This is a genomic window from Neobacillus sp., assembly GCF_031988165.1.
GTDB classification, from domain to species: domain Bacteria; phylum Bacillota; class Bacilli; order Bacillales; family Cytobacillaceae; genus Neobacillus; species Neobacillus rhizosphaerae.
Genome location: NZ_DALZYO010000003.1, coordinates 110,516 through 128,677, shown reverse-complemented (window position 1 = coordinate 128,677; position 18,162 = coordinate 110,516). Strand labels below are relative to the sequence as shown.

16 protein-coding genes are annotated in these 18,162 nt (G+C 39.4%); 1 reads left to right on the top strand and 15 read right to left on the bottom strand.

Annotation, left to right across the window (positions count from 1 at the left end):
* Positions 1 to 3: 3 nt before the first annotated feature.
* From pduL to RTR43_RS02850, 10 genes are all read right to left on the bottom strand, one after another.
* A complete protein-coding gene (pduL, locus tag RTR43_RS02895; RefSeq protein WP_312469529.1) occupies positions 4 to 663 on the bottom strand; it encodes a phosphate propanoyltransferase in 660 nt (219 codons plus the stop codon).
* 8 nt (positions 664 to 671) lie between these two features.
* On the bottom strand, positions 672 to 1,619 hold the full coding sequence (locus RTR43_RS02890) for a DNA-binding transcriptional repressor DeoR (protein ID WP_312469528.1): 948 nt from the start codon (positions 1,617 to 1,619) through the stop codon (positions 672 to 674).
* 437 nt (positions 1,620 to 2,056) lie between these two features.
* On the bottom strand, positions 2,057 to 3,412 hold the full coding sequence (locus RTR43_RS02885) for an aspartate aminotransferase family protein (protein WP_312469526.1): 1,356 nt from the start codon (positions 3,410 to 3,412) through the stop codon (positions 2,057 to 2,059).
* A 60-nt stretch (positions 3,413 to 3,472) separates the two neighbouring features.
* Positions 3,473 to 4,939 (bottom strand): CoA-acylating methylmalonate-semialdehyde dehydrogenase, encoded by a 1,467-nt coding sequence (locus RTR43_RS02880; RefSeq protein ID WP_312469524.1) that lies wholly within the window; start codon positions 4,937 to 4,939, stop codon positions 3,473 to 3,475.
* 186 nt (positions 4,940 to 5,125) lie between these two features.
* Positions 5,126 to 6,742 carry a PucR family transcriptional regulator gene (locus RTR43_RS02875; RefSeq protein ID WP_312469522.1) on the bottom strand — a complete coding sequence of 539 codons (1,617 nt, stop codon included), beginning with the start codon at positions 6,740 to 6,742 and terminating at the stop codon, positions 5,126 to 5,128.
* 82 nt (positions 6,743 to 6,824) lie between these two features.
* Positions 6,825 to 7,046 carry a hypothetical protein gene (locus RTR43_RS02870; RefSeq protein WP_312469521.1) on the bottom strand — a complete coding sequence of 74 codons (222 nt, stop codon included), beginning with the start codon at positions 7,044 to 7,046 and terminating at the stop codon, positions 6,825 to 6,827.
* Between the two features lie 21 nt (positions 7,047 to 7,067).
* Positions 7,068 to 8,540, bottom strand: a complete 1,473-nt coding sequence (locus RTR43_RS02865; protein WP_312469519.1) for an NCS1 family transporter — start codon at positions 8,538 to 8,540, stop codon at positions 7,068 to 7,070.
* A gap of 158 nt (positions 8,541 to 8,698) precedes the next feature.
* The gene (hydA, locus tag RTR43_RS02860) at positions 8,699 to 10,120 is read right to left on the bottom strand and encodes a dihydropyrimidinase (RefSeq protein ID WP_312469518.1); all 1,422 of its coding nucleotides are present in this window, start codon (positions 10,118 to 10,120) and stop codon (positions 8,699 to 8,701) included.
* Between the two features lie 20 nt (positions 10,121 to 10,140).
* Positions 10,141 to 11,427 carry an NAD-dependent dihydropyrimidine dehydrogenase subunit PreA gene (preA, locus tag RTR43_RS02855; RefSeq protein WP_312469517.1) on the bottom strand — a complete coding sequence of 429 codons (1,287 nt, stop codon included), beginning with the start codon at positions 11,425 to 11,427 and terminating at the stop codon, positions 10,141 to 10,143.
* A gap of 36 nt (positions 11,428 to 11,463) precedes the next feature.
* Positions 11,464 to 12,819: an NAD(P)-dependent oxidoreductase gene (locus tag RTR43_RS02850; RefSeq protein WP_312469603.1), complete on the bottom strand. Its 1,356-nt coding sequence runs from the start codon at positions 12,817 to 12,819 to the stop codon at positions 11,464 to 11,466.
* A gap of 798 nt (positions 12,820 to 13,617) precedes the next feature.
* On the opposite strand from RTR43_RS02850, the gene RTR43_RS02845 reads away from it, so the two are divergent.
* Entirely contained in the window at positions 13,618 to 13,917 is a 300-nt protein-coding gene (locus RTR43_RS02845; protein WP_312469516.1) for a hypothetical protein, read from the top strand.
* Between the two features lie 72 nt (positions 13,918 to 13,989).
* On the opposite strand, the gene RTR43_RS02840 is transcribed toward RTR43_RS02845, so the two are convergent.
* From RTR43_RS02840 to RTR43_RS02820, 5 genes are all read right to left on the bottom strand, one after another.
* Positions 13,990 to 15,318 carry a sigma-54-dependent transcriptional regulator gene (locus RTR43_RS02840; RefSeq protein WP_312469515.1) on the bottom strand — a complete coding sequence of 443 codons (1,329 nt, stop codon included), beginning with the start codon at positions 15,316 to 15,318 and terminating at the stop codon, positions 13,990 to 13,992.
* A 379-nt stretch (positions 15,319 to 15,697) separates the two neighbouring features.
* On the bottom strand, positions 15,698 to 16,609 hold the full coding sequence (locus RTR43_RS02835; protein WP_312469514.1) for a c-type cytochrome: 912 nt from the start codon (positions 16,607 to 16,609) through the stop codon (positions 15,698 to 15,700).
* A gap of 276 nt (positions 16,610 to 16,885) precedes the next feature.
* Positions 16,886 to 17,116 (bottom strand): glutaredoxin family protein, encoded by a 231-nt coding sequence (locus tag RTR43_RS02830; protein WP_312469512.1) that lies wholly within the window; start codon positions 17,114 to 17,116, stop codon positions 16,886 to 16,888.
* A gap of 268 nt (positions 17,117 to 17,384) precedes the next feature.
* Positions 17,385 to 17,681, bottom strand: coding sequence for a rhodanese-like domain-containing protein (locus tag RTR43_RS02825; RefSeq protein WP_312469511.1), 297 nt, complete (start codon positions 17,679 to 17,681; stop codon positions 17,385 to 17,387).
* Positions 17,682 to 17,694: 13 nt separating this feature from the next.
* Complete coding sequence (locus RTR43_RS02820; protein ID WP_312469602.1) at positions 17,695 to 18,039, bottom strand: rhodanese-like domain-containing protein; 345 nt, start codon at positions 18,037 to 18,039, stop codon at positions 17,695 to 17,697.
* Between the last annotated feature and the right edge of the window lie 123 nt (positions 18,040 to 18,162).

Below are 18,162 nucleotides of genomic sequence, written 5' to 3'. Positions count from 1 at the left end.
GTATCAGCCTCCACTCCCTTGACCTTTTGCTTCGATAGCCACAATTTCTCCTTGTTGTCCATTCTTTATAGACGCTGCGTTTGCTTCATCAAGGTCGATATGCATTTCAAGTTTATATTTTGGTGAAACACGAATCAGTACATTTGAAAAAATAACCCCACGGGAACCATCGACCTTCACCTGTACCAAATCACCATCTGATACCCCAAAGGATTCACTATCACTCGTGTGCATATGAATATGGCGCGCGGCACAAATCAAGCCTTCATTAATGGTGATTTGCCCACGTGGCCCTTGAATGGTAATCGATTCAGAGCCCGAAATATCTCCTGAGTTGCGAATCGGCGGTTTTACACCAAGTGTAAAGCCGTCGTATAAAGATACTTCAACTTGAGTGCTCCCTCTGGCAGGCCCCAGGACTCGGACACTTTGAATCTTACCCTTAGGACCGATTAGGGTTACGATTTCCTTTGCAGCAAATTGATTAGGTTGGGATAGGTCCTTTAGCTTATTCAACTCGTAGCCTTTTCCAAAGAGCCGCTCAACATGTTCTGGTGATAAATGAATATGCCGATTGGAAGCGGCAATTGGAACATGCTTTGCTTTTTGAAGCGTATTTTTGACAATCTCTTCAACTAGTTCTCTAATTTTCTCTTTATCCATTAATGTTATCACTCCCTCATTTCAAGTAATGCCTTGGCCGTATATTGATCGGTAATGAGTACGTTTGCGTGTCGGCCATTTAGGGCACCATAAATCCCATCAATTTTCGTGTTTCCACCCGCAATAAGGATTCCGTATTCTTTTTCGGTCAAATGAGAGAGTTCAATTCCTATGGTACGATCATTAAGAGCCTCATGGCTTATTTGCCCATCGATGTCAATAAATCTTGAACAAATATCGCCGACTGTTTTATTTGATCTTAAAATCTCGATATCACTTTCTAAAAAGTAACCCGCATGCATCAGGGTAGATTGTTCGCCAGGCTCTCCTACCGTAAAAATCGCGATATTTGCCTGTTTCCCTAATTCCAATATTTTTTTCACATGTCTGTCCGCCACAATTGCCTGTTTGACAACGATATGGTCAACAACGGCAGGGACTGGCAAAAAGTGCGGAGTGGTATGAAAGGCATTGGCAAGTCCGTTCATGATATCTGATGCATAGGTATTTGACTCAGAATAACTCACCCCACCATTCAACTGGACAATCGTAACATCCTTAACATTCTTAGGCTGTAGTTTTTTCACGAGTTGATAAAGGGTAGTTCCCCAAGTAATTCCAATGGTGTCGCCACTTTGAACAATTTCATATAAATAATCGGCAGAAACCTCTCCAAGCTTTTCTTTGATGAGTTCATCCTCATACTCAGGAATCTGTGCAACAATACAATGCTTTAACTGGAATTTTTCCTTTATCAGCATCGCCAATTCCTGAACATCTTCAGCCGGATTAATTATTTTAATATGGACAACACCCTCTTGGATGGCTTGATCGAGAAGCCTAGAAACGGTGGGGCGGGAAATACCTATCTTTTTCGCAATCTCCTGTTGACTGTAGTCTAATTGATAGTACATTTTAGCCACTTCAACCAGGCGCGAAATTCTTTCATCCGCCATAATAGATTCACCTAATTTTGAAAGATATGAAAAATCAGAAACTCCGTGAAAACGATTACAATCTTTTGTTTTAAATACAAAATACATTTTTCCATAAAACAAGTATCCATGAAATTATGTAAAACTCAATTGCACATATGCTAAGTTCATTATAACCTATCGCAATGTTCTGTCAATCTCTCTTTCGAAGTATTTCGACATTTTTTTGTTCGATTCCAAGGGATAGAAAAAATCCAATGATTTTGTCGTTTTTTTGAATGGTTATTAGAGCTTATTAACCAATCCTAGGATACCTTATGGCTCGGATTAACTTAGTAGAGTTAGAACCAACATACGTTATCTAAATAAAGTAAGGAAAGCTCTAGCCCTTTTTTAATGAAAAAAAGAACACTCGTAATTTACTAATTGTAAGATTACGAGTGTTCTACTTAATCGAGTTAACGTATTTTATCTAGTGATTCAGTAAGTGTTTTAATGATAAAAGTTAAATCCTTCTGCTCAATGTTTAGCGGTGGTGCCAAGGTTAACACATTATTATAACCGGCTACTGTTGCCCCGTTTTTCCCTATAATAATCCCTTTCTGCTTACAATTGGCAATGACTTGATTAACTAATCCTGCCTCCAATGGTTCCTTGGTATCCTTATCCTTAACTAATTCAATCCCAACCAAAAGTCCCTTCCCACGAACATTTCCGACATAAGGATGATCATGTAACAGGTTCGTTAAATCATTAATTAACTGTTCCCCTAGATCTTTGGAACGATCAAATAATTTTTCCTTTTCCATGATCTCGAGGTTTTTCAACGCTAGTGCACAGGCTGCTGGATTTCCACCAAAGGTATTCACGTGGCGGAAGTAATCATACTCTTCAGTTCCTTTAAATGCTTCGTAAATATCCTTTCGGACTGCCGTTGCTGACAGAGGCAGATATGCACTAGTAATGCCTTTTGCCATCGTTATGATGTCCGGTTTCACACCATAGTTCATAAAACCAAAGGCTTTACCGGTTCGGCCAAAACCACAAATCACTTCATCGACAATCAGCAAGGCGCCATGTTTTTCACAAACTTCCTTAGCTGCCTTCATATATCCATCTGGTGGGACAAGGACACCGCCACCAGTAATGATTGGTTCCATTATCATTGCGGCAATCGTTTCACTTAGCTCCCATGTCATGGTCCGGTCAATTTCTTTAACCGAAGACAATTCCTTTGGATCTGAAACATTTGTATCGTCGCGGTAAGAGTCCGGAGGAGAAACATGGATAAACCCCGGCGCAAGTGGTTCATATTTATATTTTCTTTGTGCCTGCCCCGTTGCGGCTAAAGCCCCCATCGAATTGCCGTGGTAGGCACGATAGCGTGAGACGATTTTATAACGATTATGTTCGCCTTTTTGCTGGTGGTATTGCCTTACGATTTTAAAGGCGGTTTCATTTGCTTCCGAACCACTGTTTGAGAAAAAGATGACGTACTCATCTCCGAGTATTTCATTCAGCTTTTCTGCAAGCTTAATCGCCGGAACATGGCTTTGCGATAGTGGAAAATAGGCCATTTCCTTTAATTGTTCATAGGCAGCCTCTGCAAGCTCAGTCCGGCCATAGCCCACATTTACACACCAAAGGCCTGCCATCGCATCTAAATATCGGGTCCCATCGGTATCTGTTACCCATGAACCCTCTGCCTTTGACGCAACAATTGTTGCTTTCGGATTATAAGGCTTCATCGAATGCCATACATAATTATCATCCTGCTCCAATAGGGTTTCGTTGGGGCGACTTGTTTGAACCATTTCTTTCCCTCCAATTCTGTTAATTGGTGCCTGACACCAAAAGTAACATTGATATCTTTCTTATGCTTCAAATCGAGATGTGATCATTTTTTTGCGTGTATAGAAGTTTAATCCGTCCTTACCGTTCACATGAAGGTCACCATAAAAGGAATCCTTCCAGCCAGAGAATGGGAAGAAGGCCATTGTTGCCGGAACGCCGACATTAATACCCAACATACCAGCATCTGCTTCTTCACGGAATTGACGGACGGCTTTCGCGTCGTTCGTATAAATGGTAGCTCCATTTCCGTACCTAGATTTACGGATAAATTCTAACCCTTCTTCTAGATTATTCGCACGAAGCAGACTTAAGACGGGAGCAAAGATTTCATCTTTTGCAATTGTCATTTCAGGCGTAACATGATCGAATATCGTTGGACCTAAGAAATTTCCTTCTGGAAGTTCCTCCATTTCCCTGCGTCCATCCCTGATTAAATCCGCCCCTTCTTGCATGCCTTTTTCGATATAACTGAGGGCTTTTTCGCGGTGCTCCTTGCGGATAACAGGTGTTAATAATACCTCATCTTCCATACCGTTCCCGATAATTAACTCATCTGCCTTTTTTTTCAATGCAGCTACAAATGGTTCATTATCACCGACAACCACTACTGCACTACAGGCCATGCAACGCTGCCCAGCACTTCCGAAGGTGGAACTAAGAACATGTTGAACCGCCTTATCCATATCGGCGTCAGGCATGACAATATGATGATTTTTCGCACCGGAAAGCGCTTGAACTCTTTTGCCCTCAGCTGCAGCACGCTCATATACATACTTAGCCACCGGCTGTGAGCCTACAAAGGAGATTGCCGCAATATCCTTGTGTTCAAGTAATCCATTAACCACATCGTGCGCTCCGTGGACAACATTTAAAACCCCTATAGGAGCTCCAGCTTCCATAAATAACTCTGCTAATCTATTTGCTAAAATCGGAGTACGCTCAGACGGTTTTAACACAAACGTGTTTCCGCAGGCAATCGCTAGTGGGAACATCCATAGCGGCACCATCATCGGGAAGTTGAATGGGGTAATCCCGCCGACAACCCCTAAAGGATATCGGAACATTTCAGAATCGATGTCTTCAGCAATTCCTGATAATGTTTCACCCATCATTAATGTCGGCGCCCCAGAAGCAAATTCGACACACTCAATCCCACGTTGTACCTCTCCATATGCTTCCTTGTATGCCTTGCCATTTTCTTGAACAATCAACCTTGCCAATTCTTCATGGTTTTCGGTTAACAGGTAGTGGTACTTGAATAAGATCCTCGCGCGCTTTGGAACCGGCACATTTTTCCACTTATTAAATGCTTCCCTTGCTGCTGTTACTGCAAGATTAACATCCTCTTTTGACGAAACCGGAACCTTTGTTAACAATTCATTTGTTGCCGGGTTGGGAACATCAAGTGTTTGCCTGCTATTCGAGGCAACCCATTCACCGTTAATAAAATTTTTTAAAACAACCGTATCATTTTTTGTTACACCCATTCTGTTTTATCCTCCTTTTTTTTGAAAATACTGTTTGATAATTCGTTATTTTGAAAATTTAATAATTTCATTATCTCCTATCAATAAACCGCTTTCATTAGACAATTTGTAAAATGGCTTAAAGTATTTTTACGACAATTTGAATATGCATTTTTACATTTATGCTTTTTCCCAGCAAAAAAATGCTCATCGGGCTTGATTTTCCCTCCATGGCTGAGGAGCGGATAAATAATCATGAACTAGAAGCATAAATTCAATTGCCACCCGTTTTTCATGCTCCATAAAATCTTCTCCCAAAAGGTTTTCAAGCTTTTGCAGGCGGTGGTATAAAGTTTGTCTCACGATAAACAGTTTGGTTGAGGTTTCTTGCTTTGACCCGTTGCTCTCCAAATACGCTTTTAATGTCTCAAAAAGTTTGCCATTATATTTTTGATCATATTGAATAACGGGTTGGAGGTATTCAGATGCAAGCTCCTGCAAATCGGTGTGTTTACTCATTTGTGATATGAGCCGATATAAATGTAAGTCCTCATAAAAATGATAAATTTGTTTGTTTGTCATTTTTTGTTGGATACGAAGTGTCTCTTTAGCTGTCTGATAACTTTTATGAACATCTCTCAATGAATGAATAAACTTTCCAGCAGCGATAATTAGCTTTACAGAACTTTGTTTTCTGATAAATTCCGAGTCTTGGATTGATTCAATGGCTTTTTTTATTCGTTCTTTTAAATTTTTTTTCGTTCGATTATTTAAAAGAATAAAGGTAATCTCGTTTCTTTTTTCAACGAAAAAAACAGTAAAGCCATTCTGTTCAAATACAGAACGAAATAATAATTTTAAATAAGTTCCATCCTGACTAGATTTCTCCTTAAATGGGATAAGCTTTGTGATTAATACCGCTGCATCATTCGTTTTTGCTTTAACTCCATTCTCTGCTAAGTATTCGTGAATGTCCTCGAGCGAATGTTCGCCCTCAAGCCAACCGTGCAGCCACTCAAACTCTTCCACCCGTTTTTTTTCTTCTACATATAAATCTCTTAATAAATGTTGGGCTAATGCAGTTGCCGTTCGGTCTAAAATCAATAAATCAAATTCACTGATGGGAATATCCTTTGAGTAGATAAATAACTCTGCATAATCTTGACCGAATAAGAAAATGGGTGAAGAAGCAATAGGATCAGTCGATAGCATATTTACTCCTTCAATCAGATTGATGATGGCATTTTGTTCGTTCCCGGCGATTTCGGGTACAAATTCGTACTTCTGGTTTTTTAATCGGAAAATAATTTGTAAGTCCAATGCCGAGAAAATAAATTGAAGAATATCCTCATACGTTTCAATGGTTAATAGCCGTTTATTTAAACTCTGGGAATAATTCTCTAGATCAGAAATCTTCTGATATTGCTGGTTAATGATGACGGAATGGATGTCTTGTGTGATTTCAACAAACGGTACTTCTTTTTGAAATACAATGATGGGGAATTGATGTTCATTGGCCATTTCGATGACTTCACAAGGAACCTCAGACATGTATGTCCCCATTTCTATACATAGTCCAGCTACTTTGTTTTCGAGAAACTCCTTCACCATTGAGACAAATAAATTCTCATTATCCTTCCAGGCAACACCTGTTGATAAAATCAGTTCATGACCATTTAATAGATTGCGAATACTAGTAACCTCGACAACATGAACCCATTTGACAGGTCGATGAAGGCCTGCTTCCCCTGCTATAACCTCTGCATTATCAAAGTGTTTCCGTTTTAACATATCTGCAACCGTTAATTGAAAATGTTCTTTCATACTTATAAACTCTCCTTGAAAATAGAAAAATAATTTTAGCCAAAAAGGATTGGGCTTTTAGGCCAATCCTTTTCATCTTCCTTTATGCCTGGTCTACGTGAATCTGACTAATTAATAGACTAGAAAAATATTTCCTTCCGTTTGCAGTTCCTATTAGTAAGGTTTCTGTAACATTTCCATTTGGATGTAAAAAATCAACTGAAGCCCCATCTAAATGTTCTCTTACACCGTTAATTCGGCATCCTTTTTGGATGAGAAAATCAATTTTGTCTCTTTCATCAAGAAATTGTTGATATTCTGACATCTTATCCCCTCATATTCTGAATTAATATAAATCTACGTTATTTGGAATCTCCTCATAAACAGGTTCGTTTGCCTTGTCATCAATCACCCAGTCACGACCAACGGAAATACCTAAATACTTTTCATCGCTCGGATTATCGATTTCCGCTTGCGGATATTTTTTAAACCACCAGGATTTCGCAAGTACATAGTAAAGACCTGCCCCGACAATGAACCCTACTAAAAACCCATAGTTCGGTACAAAATAGGATGCTGCAGCCCCAATAATCCAGGCAATAAAACCAGCCAAGTTCACTCCGCCCATATATTTATACTGACCATTGTCCTCGTATAATTCAGGCACATTCACACGTCTTTTCCGGATTAAATAATAATCTGCGAATAAGATGCCGACAATGGCAGATAAAATACCACCGACAAAGAGAAGAATCGGAATAATGACATCAAACAATGTCCATGGCTGTACGATTGTTCCAACGATTCCAGCGGTAATGACTCCAGCCCAAAACGGGAACTTTGGACCACCTACGTTTGAGAAAATAGTTGCCGCTGGAACGACATTTGCTGCCGTATTGGTTGACCACTGGGCTAAAACAATCATTAACAGTAAAATAGCAAGGATAAAACCGCCAGCTGCCTTTTGAAGAGCCACAACGGGATCGTAGTTTAATACGGCCACATAAGCTACAGCACCAATGATAATCATAAATGTTTGCGTTAAGGGCATGGCAATCATGTTTCCAATTAATGAACCCTTATTTCGTTTAAACCAATTTTTTTCGTTAGCTGGTGCCTTGATAAATCGGGATATTGAAGGGATATCCGCACTTAAGGTTGCCCAGAAACCCATATTACTAAAAATAACAACTAAGAATGCTGAAAATGCGGCCCCGCCGGTAACCGGGGACTCCACCCAACTCCAAACGTCCCTTCCTGCAGATGCTGCCTGATCTGTTAATGAAACATACATCCATAAGGAGATGATAAGAATGATAGGTGCAGCCATATCTGCAAATCGTTCAATTGATTTAATCCCTAATGCCGTATTAATTAATTGAACAGCAGCGAAAATGAGGAAGCAGACGAACCAATTATCAAAGCCAAATAAAATATTTAAGATACCGTTCATCGCTGTTGCCCCAAAATAAGTATTAATTCCAAACCACATCGATGCCGTAATACCCCGGGTTATCGATGGGATATGGGTACCAATCGTTCCAAAGGGGGCTCTCATATAAACAGGAAAGGACAACCCATGTTCAATCCCAATATCAGCAATTAAGGAAATGAAAAAACCAATGGCGAGACTTCCGATTACAGTTGCGAGTATTACCCAAGGTAAAGAAATAGTCATGACCCCAGCACCGCCAATGGCAAATGTGGCCAGAACGACCACCATCCCTACCCACATAAAGGAGAAACCTAGTTTTGTGATTTTTCGATCCTTGTGCTTGATGGGTAATAAATCTGGTGATTTTAAGTGGCTTGTTTTCATATGAACACTCCATTTCGGTTAAATTAAATAGAATTCAACAATCCAAAATTCAAACAACCAACCTCATCATTCGTTTTAATATGGGCAATTGCTCAGGCGCAGCCGAGCAATCGCAGGAGTAGTTCAATAATGATTGAGAAAGGAGCCACAATTATTCTTTACTTGATAGATAATGTTTCACCTTGGTTTAGTGGTGTATTCATACTATATTTCGCTCTCTTCAAATATTGTCCTGAACCTGGTTTACCAACAAACTGTTTGTCGCGCACCACATATTCGCCGCGCACTAAAACTGAAACAGGCTCACCCGTAACCTTCATTCCTTCAAACGCATTATAATCCACAGCCATGTGATGTGTTTCGGCGGAAATAATCCGTTCAACATTCGGATCAAAAATAACAAGATCAGCATCCGCACCAACAGTAATTGTTCCTTTTTTCGGGAAAAGTCCAAAGAGTTTAGCAGCTCTTGTTGAGGTAAGGTCAACAAACTGGTTCAGACTTATGCGCCCCTTCTTCACTCCCTCAGAAAATAACATCGATAAGCGGTCTTCAATAATCGGTCCACCATTCGGGATTTTCGTAAAATCATCCCGGCCTAAATCTTTTTGACCTTTAAAGTCAAACGAGCATTGATCAGAGCCTATTGTTTGCAGCTGACCGCACTTTAACGCGTTCCAAAGGGCTTCTTGGTTCCACTTTTCACGGAGCGGTGGCGACCACACGTATTTAGCCCCTTCAAAATTCGGTTTCTCTAAATAGCTTTGATCAAGGACCAGATATTGCGGACATGTTTCGCCCCAGACATCAAAACCCTTGTTGCGGGCCTCAGCAATTTTTTGGACCGCATCTTCACAGGAAACATGAACAACATATAGCTGTGAATTAGCCAACCCAGCAAACCTGGCAGCACGGCCTGTTGCTTCACCCTCTAATTCTGACGGTCTAGTTAACGCATGATAAATTGGTTCTGTTTTTCCCTCTGCGAGCGCTTTTTTTGTAAGGTAATCAATGACATCGCCGTTCTCGGCATGGACCATAACCAATGCACCAAGGTCTTTCGCTGTGGCCAGGGTCTGGAATAAGGTTTCATCATCTGCTTGAAAAACATTCTTATAGGCCATAAATACTTTGAACGAGGTAATTCCTTCCTCATCGATCACCTGTGGTAGCTCATTTAGGACATCATCATTGATTTCTGAGATCATCAAGTGAAAGCCGTAATCAATGACAGCTTTTTCTTTAGATTTATCATGCCAAGTTTGAATCGCATTTTTTAGTGGCTTGCCCTTATTTGTTAAACAAAAATCAATAACTGTGGTGGTTCCGCCGAATGCAGCAGCCATCGTTCCGGTTTCAAAATCATCTTTAGTGACCGTCCCGCCAAAAGGCATATCCAAATGGGTGTGAGGGTCAATTCCTCCTGGAAATACAAGACAACCATTAGCATCAATAATTTCCGCTCCAATGGCCGAAAGGTTCGAGCCAATTTGAGCGATTTTTCCATCTTCGATTAAAAGTTCAGCTTGAAAGGTGTCAGATGCGGTGACAATTATTCCGTTTTTAATAATTTTTTTCATCCGTTAGTCCTCCTAAACTATTACTTAATAACGTCTGCTTTGCACTCTACAGCTACACTTAAGGCAGTTTGGCGTTCATTCCAGGTCATTGGCGGCATTTCTCTTGGTGTTTCGACCATATCAATGGCCCCATCGACCGGACAAACAATCGAACATAAATTACAGCCGACACAGTCTTCTTCCCTTACTTTCAGATAGCTTGTTCCATTAGGGTCTGTAAGCATATCAATACATTGATGGGAGGTATCTTCACAGGCAATATGACATTTATTGCAGTTGATACAGACTTCAGTATTGATTTTCGCTACAATATTATAATTGAGGTCGAGGTTGCCCCAATCTGAATATCTTGGAACTGATTTTCCAATGATTTCTGAAACTGAGGCAATTCCTTTACTATCTAAGTAATTGCTGAGGCCTTCAATCATGTCCTCAACAATTCGAAATCCATGGTGCATAGCCGCTGTACATACCTGTACTCCGGTTGCACCCATTAACATAAATTCAACAGCATCTTGCCAGTTGGAGATGCCGCCTATTCCTGAGATTGGTACGTTTATATGTGGATGCCGTGCACATTCTGCAACCATATTTAAGGCAATCGGCTTAACAGCAGGTCCACAATAGCCACCATGTGCCCCTTTTCCTGCCACATGTGGAATCGTATTCCATGAAACAAGATCCACTCCCATTAGGCTATTAATCGTATTAATCATACTAATAGCATCTGCACCTCCATTACAGGCTGCTTCGGCAGTTGCGGTAATATCGGTAATATTTGGCGTTAACTTTACAATGACAGGTGTTTTCGCTACTTCTTTTACCCAAAAGGTTTGCCGTTCCACTAACCCTGGAACCTGTCCTGAAGCAGACCCCATTCCACGTTCAGCCATGCCATGTGGACAGCCGAAGTTTAACTCAAGGCCATCAACTCCGACATCCTCAACTCGTTTGACGATTTCATGCCACTTTTCCTGCTTTGGCTCAACCATCAGTGAGGCGATAATAGCATGATTCGGGAATTTCTTTTTTGTTTCATAGATTTCCCTTAAATTTACATCTAATGGACGGTCGGTAATAAGCTCAATATTATTAAAACCAGCAACCCTTTGTCCGTTAAAGCTAATGGCAGCAAACCTCGATGAAACATTTAATATCGGATCACCCAATGTTTTCCATACTGCTCCACCCCAACCAGCCTCAAAGGCCCTCTGGACCTGATAGCCTGAATTAGTAGGAGGTGCTGACGCCAGCCAGAACGGATTAGGAGATTGAATTCCTGCAAGATTAATACGTAAATCAGCCATCTCTTTTCCCCCTTTGTCATTCTTAGATTAATAGAGTCAATTTGCTACCCCAACTGCCGAATACTGCTTATGAATGGCATAAGCTACATCTTTACCTTGTTGAGCAGCAGTTACGACCATTGCGTCTCCCTTTCCTTTACCAAATACAACATCACCACACGCAAATATTTTTGGATGGGAGGTTTTGAAAGTTTCCGGTTCAACTTTTACGACACCGCCATCATGTTGAAGACCAAACGCCTCAATAAGCTCCAAGTGCCTTGTTTGTCCGATTGCTTTAACTACCGCATCCACAGGAATCACATATTCGGATCCTTCGATCTCAACTGGTCTGCGGCGACCATCTTTTTCAGGCTCACCGAGCATCATTTTGATACACTCAATTCCCGTTACCTGCCCGCTATTATTGCCAATAATCCTTTTCGGTGCTGTTAACCATCGGAACTCTACACCATCTTGTTTAGCAAATTCATGCTCAAAGTCATAAGCGGTCATTTCTTCTTCTGTTCTCCGATATAGGATTTTTACATTTTCAGCACCTAAACGAACAGAACAAGTCGCACCATCGATGGCTGTATTTCCAGCGCCAATTACGACCACTCGCTTACCAATAAATTCCTTGGATAACTGACCACTTTTAGTTGCCTTGACAAATTCAATGGCATCAAAGACTCCATCTAGATTTTCCCCTTCAACACCAAGGTTCGGTACATGAGCCATTCCTACCGCCAAGACAACGTTATCGAAATCTTCAGTTATTTCTCCAACTGAGATATCCTTTCCGACCACCGTGTTGGTTCTAATCTTTACATTTAATTTTTCAACTTGTTCTGCTTCCCAGAAAGAAATTTTTTGTGGTAAACGGAACGAAACAATCCCAAAAGTATTTAAACCACCGGCTCTGTCAGCTGCTTCAAAAATGGTCACATCATAACCTAATCTTGCTAGTTCCCGTGCTGTCGATAATCCAGCAGGGCCACCACCAATAACTGCAACTGTTTTGCCATTTGAAACACCTGGTTGAAAGAGTGTTTGTTCATTTTTGATCGCCCAATCAGTGGCGTATCTTTGTAAATTGCCAATCATGATCGGCTTCGTTGAATGGTTTAAAACACAAGCTCCTTCACAGAGTTCCTCTGTTGGACAAACCCTGGCACAACTTGCTCCGACCGGATTAGAGGACATGATTGTTTTTGCAGATCCGAGTAAGTTTCCTGAGGCAATTTTTTTAATAAAGGTAGGTATATCAATTCCTGTAGGACAGGCCTTAATACATGGAGCATCATAGCAATAGAGGCATCGATTTGATTCTTGAACAGCTTCATGGCTGGTCAGTCCTTGCTCCACCTCTAGAAAGTTCTTTTCGAGTTGGGATAAGGAAATACGCTGCATTTTTTCATTCGCCAAAGAGAAATCCTCCTTTAATAAATAGTATATATGCAATTTCTAGTAATCTTCTTCGTCTATAACCCGTTATTCGTTAAAACAAAAATGAAAGCGCTTTTAAATAATACCACTAGCTTAATGGTTTCGAAAAAATACCAACTCCCTAAAGTTTATTTATAAGATTTTACAGAAAATTCTGCATCTTGCTTTAATTTTACAGACCTTAAATAGGCATTTCACCATACAACTTGTAAAATAATGCAAGGCTTTGATTATCCATTATGTAAAATGAAAATGGGTTCTTGACCAGTAATCTTCATCTGAACAAAATTGGTGTTCTTTCGCATTGAAGAAAACGGGCAGGAATGAACAGAGAGTGTTAAGGAAAAGGGATTCCTGTACACTTTTCTGAATTCTTTTTCAATTTAACATAAGGATATCAAAAAAATTGTAATAATATATCGAATTGTTAATTTTTCTTACATCATTTTTTTCTAGTGTAGAATCATCTATTCCAGTTGAAAGTACTTGACATAACAGTACTTCATGATTCTGAAGAGCAACTAAATTCAAATAAAACAGTAGGAAAAACTTTCGACATTTTTCAACAAATTGACAACGAAAGTTAAGTTAAAAATAGAAAACTCTTCAACTGCAAAGTTATCCGAACGATTCTTTCCTTTTAGACCCCAAAAAGCGTACTATCCAGACGGCGCACACAGAAATGGGATTTGGCTTAATTATTGAATACCTTAGATTTGGACATACTGATAGGTGTGATAATAATTGTAGAGGGGAATCCAAATGCCTAACGATCATCATTTCAGTGACTTTATTAATGAGGTATCCATTCAAACAAAAATGGAAAATGTATGGGGTTATACATGTGGATCATGGCGAAATTGTACCGAAGAAACGATTCAATCTTTTCTAGCCCAATGTCTTGATTATAATATCGACCCTCATTTCTGTATGAGCTGGGTCGAACAGCATTTGGAGCAAATACCAAACTGGACAGATGTGTCGGAAACAGCACTTGGATGGCTAAACCAGCACACATCAACAAGTTCGGCGATCTCATTTTCGGTGCAGGATTTAAGTTGATTTTTAGGGAGGAGCTAACCTCCCTATTATGAATTCATGCTCAATTATATCTAGTAAAATGCAAACTTTTACTTATTTTTCTTCCAACTGATATTGTTCTATTTTTCGATATAAATTTCTTACACTGACACCTAAAACATTCGCTGCTTTTGTTTTATTCCATTCCACCTCGGATAAAACTTTCTCGATATGCTCCTTTTCGAGCTGTTCTAGTGTGCATAATTGGTAAGTAGATACGTCTTTCAAGTTGACCTTTTGAACATTGGCAAGCAATAAATCATCCGCTTCAATCGTGTCTCCTTTACTGAGTAAGACACCCCTTTCCAATAGATGATGTAGCTCTCTGACATTTCCAGGAAAATGGTATTTTTGTAAAGTTGCCATGGCTTCAGGAGATAAGGTTTTACCATTTTTAACAAAATGGTGAATCAATAATGTCAAATCCTCCTTCCGCTCTCTTAATGGGGGAATGGTTAATCTCACTACATTTAGTCGGTAATACAAATCCTCTCGGAAATTTCCGTTCGCCACTTCTTTTTCTAAATGACGATTTGTAGCACCTACTGTTCTCACGTGTACCTTTCTTTCTCTAACATCCCCCACTCTTCGAAACTCTCCTGTTTCAAGAAACCTTAACAGTTTAACCTGAAGGACCAGTGGCATCTCACCGAGTTCATCTAAAAATAAAGTGCCGCCATTCGCAGCTTCTACCAACCCTTTTTTATCCTGATTGGCTCCTGTAAAAGCTCCTTTCACATGTCCGAAAAGTTCACTTTCAAGTAGTTGCTCAGGGAGGGCACCAGAGTTAATAGCTACAAATGGTTCTTCAGCACGATTACTCCAATAATGAAGTGCTTTGGCAAATAACTCTTTCCCAGTGCCACTCTCCCCTTCAATCAGGACGGGAACATCACTGTTTGCGACCCGTTCTGTAAGTTCCAGTAACGCCTTAAAATGAGGGTTTTTCCCAATAATCTGAAATGAATTGTGTTGTTTAATTATCTTCCTCATACTATCATTTTTTTCAATCAGTGTTTTATTTTCAACTGCTTTCGTAATCGCTATTTCAAGCTCTGTCAGATTGTAAGGCTTTGCTAGGTAATCAAACGCCCCAAGTTTCATTGCTTCAATGGCGGTCTCTATTGTCCCATGTCCGGTAAGCATTAAGACTTGAATCTCCGGCTGAATTTTTTTTGTTTCCTTTAATAAAGTAATGCCATCCATTTTTGGTAAGCGGATATCATAGATAGCAATATCATAAAATTGGTTTTGTAATAAAGAAATAGCATCTTCTGCGTTTTCTGCAAAATCAACTTCGTAGCCTTTTCTTTTTAAACGATTAACAAGAAGCTCAAGTAAGTCCTTTTCATCGTCTACAATTATTAACCTAGCTGCTCCCATTTGGTTCCCTCCTTTACATTCGTTTGAATCGAAATGCTTATTTCTACTGTAGTCCCCTTCTCAGATTCACTTAAATAACCCAAATCCTTTAATCCCTTTTTCAAACCGGCAAGCTTTTCATCACGGCTATCACCTACTGTTAACCAATAACCATTTTATTTTCATGATGTACTCCGATATTTTTGACGTTTACACTATAACTATATAAGATAATTTTCGTTTCCTCTTAGAAAGAATAAGATGATTCTATGAACCTTTTATGAAGGTTTTTTGAATATTGCTTGCTCTTCCTTATTTATCATTTCATGAAACTATTTAAATAGCCCTTGAATTAAAAATTCAAGAGCTCATACTTTTGTCCTAGCTTTATATATAAAAACTACTTTTTACTACTCTTCAATTCATATGGTACATCTGCAGGCGCATTTCCTTGAGGCCAGTCATTAACTTTATCAGCAAAATCAGGCCGGTCTTTTGAAAGGATAAATCCTGCAAGATCTGCAGCTTGTTGATCAGTTAAACTGCCTTGTTTAATACCACCCATTTCGCCAAGTGGCATGTTTCTTTTGATGTAACCGGCCGCTGTTGAGATTCTTCCCATTCCAGCTCCGATATTAAAGGACTTGCTTCCCCAAAGTGCCGGGCCAGAAGTTGGTCCTGTCCCAGAGCCATCTGCACCATGACAAGTGGAACAAGTTTGTTGATAAAGCTTTTCTCCATTTGCAAGATCCGGAGTCGGAACATTTTGTAGTGAATTCTTAATTACCCAAGGGCGTTCTTTAATACCAATTGGTACATCGGTAGAAATATAGTTTAAGTATGAGACCATTGCCCGCATTTCATCGCTGTTTGCCTGAAGTGGTTTGCCATTCATACTTCTTTTAAAGCAGCCATTGATCCTGTCTTCAATCGTCATAACCTTTCCAGCGCGTGGGTTGTAAGCTGGATAAACGGCTGTAACACCTGTTAAAGGGGAGGTTGAATCCGTTCCTCCTGTACCGTGACAGCTTGAACAAGCCAAATTATCTCCTACATTGTTTGGAAGTGCCGTATTGGTTTCATTCATTAATTTAAATCCTAATTTAATTGATTCCCCTAGAGGCCCTTCTGGTACTTTTTCCATACTAGGTGGTTCATACGTTTTCATTGCAGTTTGTTCACCGGACGTTGCTTGGTTTTCCTTGGGCTTATCCGTGGCAGCTGGCTTATCGGATCCACAACCACTTAGTAATAATGCAGTGGCTAAAAGTGGCAGGCCATATCCTATTTTCATTTTTTTGAGCTTAAACATTTCTTTCACTCCTAGTTTAAAATTTTTATGAATTCAATTATTTAATATGCAATTTCCATGCCAACTTTTATAACTAGAATAATAAAGAGTGTTTTAAATGATTCAAAAAAAAAGCATGACAAAAAGTCATAGTACGACACTTTGTCATGCTTCTATTAAATAGACCGATTAATTTCCAGTGGAACTCGATTGAATTAGCATATATCTCATCATTCATTAAAATAAAGATAATCCCGTAAATACAAAAAGCAGTGAATTTCACTGCTTTTTGTATTTTTATTTTACTAAATTCATGATTGTTTCTGGATCAAAACCCAGGACCCATTGACCATTAATTTCAGTTTGTGGAACTCCTAGTTGCCCTGTTGTTTCAACAAGTTTATTTGCTGCTGTTTGATCCATTTGTACATTTACTTCTTTGTACGCTAGGTTTTGCGTATTTAAGAAATTTTTCAACATGGTGCAATAGGGGCAAGTATTGGTCGTATAAACCGTGATTTGATTCATTAAAAACCTCTCCTTTAATTATTATATTTTACTGCATGCTTTAACTATAAGGTAAATGCCTCCTACCAGGAGCCATACAAACGTCCCAGGTCATATAGGAATGGGTGCCTTTCCCGTATCCCTATGGGTCCTAGACGTTTTCGAGCGGCTTAAACCTCAGGTTCCAGTAATAGTGCAATCTTGTTGTTTTTTAGTATCGTTCAGCATTATGCTTTCCACCTTTCGTAAAGGCTCATTGGTTTTTACTTTTTCTTAAAGTAGACCCCTATTATTCAACTTCGCCTTCCCAAGCAATCATACCGCCATCCATATTGGTTACATCGAAACCATAGCTTTCTAAGAATAATGTTGCTTGTGCGCTTCTACCACCTGAACGGCATACGATAATATATTTTTGTTTTTTATCGAGATCCGGCATCTTAAATTCAACTAATCCTAATGGAATGCTAACTGCTGTAGGTATTTTTCCTGTTGAAATTTCTGCCACCTCACGAACATCAATAATGTTTAATTGTTCACCATTTTTAAGTTTTTGTTCAACTTCATTTGCTGTCATACGTTTCATGTGTATTTTCCTCCTAATTTTCGTACCATGCGCTCATGCCGCCCTTAATATTTGTTATTTGTTTAAAACCTAATTTTTTTAGGATTTTTGCTGCTCGTGTACTTCTCATCCCGCTTTGACATATGACTACAACTTCTTTGTCCTTCGAAAGAGTAGCTGCTTTATTCGATAATTGGTCAAGTGGTATATTTTTAAATCCTTTTATGAAACGTCCTTTAAACTCCATTGGCGTCCGAACATCAATATATTGTTTATTCTTATCTCCCAATTCATTTTTTAGTTGATCAGTTGTAATGTTTCGTACTCCTTTTACAGGAACAAGCCTCCATGCGAAAAATCCAATGAATATAACGATCATAATAATTGTGCTTGTACTCAAGTAAACTCATCTCCTTTATTATCCAATCCCTATATACCACATGGGGTATATCAGGAGTAAAAAAATTTTTTCAACCTCCTAAGTTTTGAACTATAAGAAATA